The following is a 3,092-nucleotide window of genomic DNA, read 5'->3' on the forward strand; positions in this document are numbered from 1 at the left end:
TCGGCGCGGCCGGTGAAACCCAGCCCGTCCGTGGTGGCAGCGCTGACCCGGACCGGGGCGCCCATGGCCTTGGACAGCACGGCTTCCGCTTCGGCGCGGCGCGGGCCGAGCTTCGGGCGCACGCCGATGAGCTGCACGGAGACGTTGCCGATGCGGTATCCGGCGGCTCGCACCCGACCGGCCGCCTCGGCGAGCAGCGCGACTCCGGAGGCACCGCGCCACTGCGGCCGGTCGGTGCCGAAGTTCAAGCCCAGATCGCCCAGGCCGGCTGCGGAGAACAGCGCGTTGCAGGCCGCGTGTGCCACGACGTCGCCGTCCGAGTGGCCGGCCAGTCCGGTCTCGCCGGGCCAGTCGAGCCCGGCGAGCCGCAGCGGCACGTCCGGACCGAAGGCGTGGACGTCCACGCCGATACCGATGAGCGGAAGATCAGACATTGGCATGAAATCGGGCACCGAGTTGAAATCGGGCGCCGGGTTGAAATCGGGCGCCGCGGCGAAGTCAGGCACCGGGTTCCTCTGGGTGCCTCGCCGCGCGGGCGGCGAAGACGGCCTCGGCCAGAATGAGGTCGAAAGGAGTAGTGACCTTGAAGGCCTCGGTGTGGCCGGGAATGACCGCGACCGGAATGCCGAGGCGTTCGACGAGGCCCGCGTCGTCCGTCGTGTCCGCGGAAATGGCGGATGCGTGCGCCTTGACCAGCAGCGAGCGGCGGAAACCCTGCGGGGTCTGCACTGCGCGCAGGGACGAGCGGTCTACCGTCGCGGTGACGTTCGTCCCGGAGGAGTCCACCGCCTTGATCGTGTCGGCCACCGGGAGTACCGGGATCACCGCCTCACAGCCTGCGGCTACCGCCTCGATCACGGCGGTGACCAGTGCGGGCGGTGTGAGGGCGCGCGCGGCGTCGTGGACTAGGACGATGTCGTTTTCTTCGGGAACGGCGTCCAGGGCGAGGGCGACGGAGCGTTGCCGCGTATCACCGCCGGCGACGACTTGCACGGTCTCGCCGAACGGGAGCAGCAGATCGCGGACTTCGGACACGCCGTCCGGCGGCGCGGCGACCACGACCAAACCGACCCGCTCACAGGAGATCAGCGAGCGGACCGCGTGGACCAGGATCGGGATACCGGCGATTGAGCGCAGCGCTTTGGGAGCGCCCGGTCCCAGGCGCTCGCCACGGCCCGCGGCGGGGACGATCGCGGCCGTCCCGCCGGGGGGAGTGCTCATCGCGTTACGGTCGGGGTTCGGGTCGCGCGGCAGCCGTCAGGAGGCCAGCACCTCGTCGAGGATGGTCTCGGCCTTGTCCTCGTTGGTGTTCTCGGCCAGCGCGAGCTCGCTGACCAGGATCTGGCGGGCCTTGCCGAGCATCCGCTTCTCGCCGGCGGACAGGCCCCGCTCCTTCTCCCGGCGCCACAGGTCGCGGACGACCTCGGCCACCTTGATCACATCGCCGGAGGCCAGTTTCTCCAGATTGGCCTTGTACCGCCGGGACCAGTTGGTGGGCTCCTCGGTGTGCGGGGCGCGCAGGACCTCGAACACGCGGTCGAGACCATCCTGGCCGACCACATCGCGGACGCCTACATATTCCACCTTGTCGGTGGGAACCATCAGGGTGAGGTCGCCCTGGGCCACCTTGAGCCGGAGGTAGGGGCGCGCCTCGCCCTTGACCATCCTGGTCTCGATCGCCTCGATGAGAGCGGCCCCATGGTGGGGATAGACGACGGTCTCGCCAACCTTGAACGTCATGTGATGCGTACCCCTTCCGTGGGCATCCAGGATAACACGGCCAGGCGAGTTTCTGAAGGGTGTTTGCGCAGGTCAGGCGGGTGAAGGACACTTGACAACGGTCAACGGACCGTACTCGCCCCAGGTCAGGGCGTCAGCGGGCGGTTTTCCGCGCGCTCCCGGCGGCTCTCCGGGAGCGCTCCGCGTCCGCGCGCGCCCGCCCCTGTGCAGGGGCGCGGGGCGGGCGCACAATGACCTCGAGGCTTGAAGCAGAAGTCGGCTCTTCGCACACGTCAGGTGGGGTGAGCACGCGGTGGACGCCAGTGGGCGATCAGGCGGCCCGGAGCCCGGCTGGGACGACCAGCGGGACGAACACGACGAAGCCGTCATCGGCCGGTGGCCGGACGGGACCGAGATCAGCGATGCCGAGTGTCGTGCGCCTGATGATCCGCGAGAGCTGACCGGAGACGTGCGCAGGTATCTGCGCGAAGAACGGTGGACACGCCGCCGGGACCTGATGGCCCGGGTCGGGCACGTACTCGGCTCGCCGCGTGCGGCCATCGCCGTGGTGCTGTTGGCCGCCCTCATCGCGTCCGCGGTCGCGATGCTGCTGCCCGCGGCACACTGAACTTACTGACTGATCGTCAGGCGGCGACAGTGCGTACAGCCGTGCAGTAATCATGCAGTCATACGGCGCCGTGACGAGCACGGTCACGCCTGCTTCCGGCTGGCTCGTAGCACCATCTTGCTTTTGGGCCCCTCGGGTGAGGAGTCGGCAAGGGCGGTCAGTACGCTGTGGCTCGGTCCGGTTGTGTGTTTTCCAGGCAGCACTGCCCGACCGACACCGTCCGACTAACACAGTCCGACCGACACTGTCCGACCAGTCGCGCGCCAAGGAGCTTGACCGACCGTGAGCAGCCTCCACTCCCCGAGCACGACCCGCCGGTCGACGCCCTCTCGCCGGAGCCGTGCGGGCTTGGCCGTCGCTGCCGTTCTGGCGGCGGTGGCGCCGCTGGCCGCCGGTTGCGGTGCCGGCTTCGACTCCGCGTCCGTCGCCGTGAAGCCCAACGCGGGTATGGGCACGGCGGGCGCGATGAAGGTCAACAACGTGTGGGTCGTCGTGGACCCCTCCAGCGGCAACGCCGAGGTGATCGGCGCCGTCTCGAACACCGGCAACAGTGACGTGGACTGGCCGGCGGTCCAGGTGAACGGGACCAGCGCGCAGATCCAACCGGCCACGAACACCGGATCCGCTGCGGACACGGCGAGCGTGTCGACGTCGGGCATCACCGCCGGGCAGTCGGTGAGCTTCGGCGAGCAGGGACAGCCGCAGATCGAGCTGGCCAACAGCGGGCTGACGGCGGGCAACCTCG

At 69.7% G+C, this 3,092-nt stretch carries 5 protein-coding genes; 2 read left to right on the forward strand and 3 right to left on the reverse strand.

Going from position 1 to position 3,092, the window contains the following annotated elements; all coding sequences use genetic code 11:
• The 3 genes from ispF to VGS97_RS18470 all read right to left on the reverse strand — a co-directional run.
• Window positions 1-434: 2-C-methyl-D-erythritol 2,4-cyclodiphosphate synthase (gene ispF / locus VGS97_RS18460; protein ID WP_349262182.1), on the reverse strand; the 434-nt coding region annotated here is incomplete at its 3' end.
• Window positions 435-498: 64 nt separating this feature from the next.
• Complete coding sequence (gene ispD, locus VGS97_RS18465) at window positions 499-1,221, reverse strand: 2-C-methyl-D-erythritol 4-phosphate cytidylyltransferase (RefSeq protein ID WP_326854820.1); 723 nt, start codon at window positions 1,219-1,221, stop codon at window positions 499-501.
• Between the two features lie 36 nt (window positions 1,222-1,257).
• Entirely contained in the window at window positions 1,258-1,740 is a 483-nt protein-coding gene (locus VGS97_RS18470) for a CarD family transcriptional regulator (RefSeq protein WP_324841993.1), read from the reverse strand.
• 292 nt (window positions 1,741-2,032) lie between these two features.
• Between VGS97_RS18470 and VGS97_RS18475 the strand changes: the two genes are divergently transcribed.
• A complete protein-coding gene (locus tag VGS97_RS18475; RefSeq protein WP_326854821.1) occupies window positions 2,033-2,347 on the forward strand; it encodes a hypothetical protein in 315 nt (104 codons plus the stop codon).
• Between the two features lie 282 nt (window positions 2,348-2,629).
• A partial coding sequence (locus tag VGS97_RS18480) for a hypothetical protein (RefSeq protein WP_326854822.1) occupies window positions 2,630-3,092 on the forward strand: 463 nt, incomplete at its 3' end.

The sequence above is a fragment of the Actinocrinis sp. genome (genome assembly GCF_035946395.1).
GTDB lineage: Bacteria > Actinomycetota > Actinomycetes > Streptomycetales > Catenulisporaceae > Actinocrinis.

Bases quoted from the DNA above. Each gene is read 5' to 3' on its own strand.
- ispD (WP_326854820.1), bottom strand. From the start codon at position 1,221: ATGAGCACTCCCCCCGGCGGGACGGCCGCGATCGTCCCCGCCGCGGGC.
- VGS97_RS18470 (WP_324841993.1), bottom strand. From the start codon at position 1,740: ATGACGTTCAAGGTTGGCGAGACCGTCGTCTATCCCCACCATGGGGCC.